This is a genomic window from Prevotella sp. MGM2 (assembly GCF_002933955.1).
GTDB lineage: Bacteria > Bacteroidota > Bacteroidia > Bacteroidales > Bacteroidaceae > Alloprevotella.
In genome coordinates this window covers 1-2,775 of the sequence record NZ_BEWW01000177.1, presented here as the reverse complement: position 1 = coordinate 2,775, position 2,775 = coordinate 1, and the positions used below count along the sequence as shown (strand labels likewise).

Genomic DNA, 2,775 nt, shown 5'->3' with positions numbered 1-2,775 from the left:
GCCCAATATCTATACGCCTTGGGGACCTTACTATATCAACCGTCGGCAGGGTAACTTCGCCAGCGATCCCGCCGGAGCCGGCGATGGTACGGACAACGTACAGAAAACTTACAACACAGTGCCGCCTGCCGAAACCGATGCCGGCGTCCAAGGCACTTTCTGGTGTGAGCACGTGAGCGACCGCGAATATATGGAGTGGCTCGCCCTGCCACGTTTGCTGGCTATCGCCGAAGCCGGCTGGACGCCTCAGAGCCGTAAGGACTTTACTGACTTTCAGAAACGCATGACAGCCGATACCGTTTTGCTTAATTATGGCGGTTATCGCTACTGTAAATACAAAATGCTGGATGAGGACGAAAGCGTTTCCGATATGAGGTTGCCGCATGCCTCCACTTCAGAAAAGCAATATTGGTATCGTCTTATATCCGGCGGTACGGATGCTACCCGTCAGGGCCGTTGCATAGAATTGCTCGCTACGGGCTCGCCGTTGCTGACTGCTTATGCCGCCAACGGCGCACAGCCCGGCAGGCTTTGGACCAACGTGCAAGCCGATGAAAACGCCGCTAATTACGATTGCCAGTGGTGGAGCCTTGAGGAAGATCCCTCCGCCTCCGGCCGCTTCGCTCTGGTGTGCAAGGCAGTGCCCGAAGGTTCCGTAAAACCCTTACCTACGGTCAACGGCGTCGGCGGACGTTGGGAATATGACAATTCCGCCAAACATTACAATTTTACTCTTGGTGCCGGCGCCTATGGGCAGAAAGGCCGTAATTACTACTATTCTATTGGCAGCAACCAATTGGCGGGCAATTATCTTAATTCGTCCATGGGCGGACAGGGCCTGGCCGTCAATGTGTACAGCAATCCGAATGACGGGAACGGCGGTTGTTGGGAATTTTCGCCGGCTGAAAACTACGATGATGTGGAAGTTATCACTTTCGACCATCTTGCTGTGGGGAGCACTTACCGTTTTACCAACGCTGTGGATGGTTTTGATGCCACCGCCATTTCCGATAGCGGTGACGGTACGGCCTTGCAGCATTCCGCCGATGCTTTTGCCAATAATGCCTGGACTGTGACGGAAAGTACGCCGAATGCCGATGGCTCCCAAACCTTGAAATTGCAGAATACCATTACCGGCCGTTACATTGCTGCCGCTGCCGCTTATGTTGACCGTATGGGCTTTCCTGTCGGTGTGGGCACGGCAGGGACCGGTCTCGTATTGAAGATTGTTCCCGCTACGGGCCATTTCAGACTGAGTGCCGACGGTCGCAGTTTCTTTCCTTTGCCGGCAAATGCTTCCCGTTACAGCGGCTGCATCAGTTCAGGTTCCACTATCAGCGGTTCCGCCGCAGATGCCGCCCGTCTTCAAGGCGCCGAGTGGAAGATTGATGAAGTGAAGGTCATTACTTTCCGTTGTGTTGATGACAAAGGAGGAAATCTTGGAACAATAAGCCGGAGCGTTCCTGCCGATACGGAAGAAATAACAGCCGAACTTTGCCCGTTTTTTAAGAACATGAAATTCGAGAGCATCGAGAAAACCGGTGACACGACCTGGAATGTCACTTACAAACGTTCCGCCTATGCCGTTGTCGTGACCTGCAAAGATTCCCGCGGTGCGATTATCGAGCAGAGTGAAACGGCCATTCCCGTAGGAGAGGAATACACTGTTGTGATTCCGGAACTGAAATATTACACGCTGGAGAGTGCCGACAAGGAAGACGGTACGACCTTACTGCCCGTAGAGGATATAAAAGTCACTGCCGTTTACACCACCGAAGGCTTTAGCGGTGTGAGAGCGGTGGCCCAGGCTGTGACCGACCCTTCCGACCTGCAAAGCGGCAACAGCTATCTCATTTACGATGATTCCGATGCCAACAACGGTGGTCGCAAGGGGTATCGTACAGTTATGGCCGACGGCCGTGTGAACCGTGTGGTCAATGCCGAAGGTGCCACCCCGCTCACGCCATGGACGCTCTTAAAGACAAGCAATGGTTTCAGGGTGAAAAACGAATATCTCGGCAAGTATATCCCCTCTATTGCTCGTAATGGCAATCCGGTGGTCAGTTCTACGGGCGATATATTCGCTTTTACTCTCAATGATGACCTGTCATGGAAAATACAGGGCCGCAACGGCGAATGCTGGGATGGGCAGGAAAACGGCAATCTGGTAGGATGGAGCGCTCCCGGCCATCCACACAAAATTTTCACCTACTTTGTGGAACCTTATTTCGAGATCACCGTACACTATACCACTAAGGAAGGCGAAGTTCTGGCACCTTCTGAGACACGTCTGGTAAAAGCCGGCAATTCCCACACTGTTTCCGCACCTTCCGTGGAAGGTTACATCCTTATGAAAATTGAAGGCAGCGAGGCGCTTGCGGCTGTAGAAGGGCATGTGACGGTAAATGTGGTTTACGAAAAGGAAGTGCCCTCCGGCATCCGTGACATAGAGGACGGAAAAGTCGACAACACGATATACGACCTCGCCGGCCGCCGGCTTAAAGCCGTTTCCGGCCGTGGCATTTATATTGTGAACGGCCGTAAAGTTCTGTTGAAATAAAAACGGACTGTTATGCCAGTGAAAGGCTGCTACCGGAAGCAACCGTTCTGACAGGCTCTGTTTTTTTGCAATGGTGCATTTTAACACTGTTTGCTTTCCAATGAAAAATATAGTATCTTTGTAACAGCCAAGCGGGACTTCCTACATGGAGGTCCCGCTTTTTCTGTGTTTTCCGGCGTTATTGGTGTAAGAAAACGTTGTATTTTTTACGACAA

General features: G+C 52.0%; 1 protein-coding gene. It reads left to right on the top strand.

Annotated elements, in window-relative coordinates; translation table 11 throughout:
* On the top strand, window positions 1-2,560 hold a 2,560-nt coding region (locus C5S62_RS04390), incomplete at its 5' end, for a MucBP domain-containing protein (protein WP_145958213.1).
* Between the last annotated feature and the right edge of the window lie 215 nt (window positions 2,561-2,775).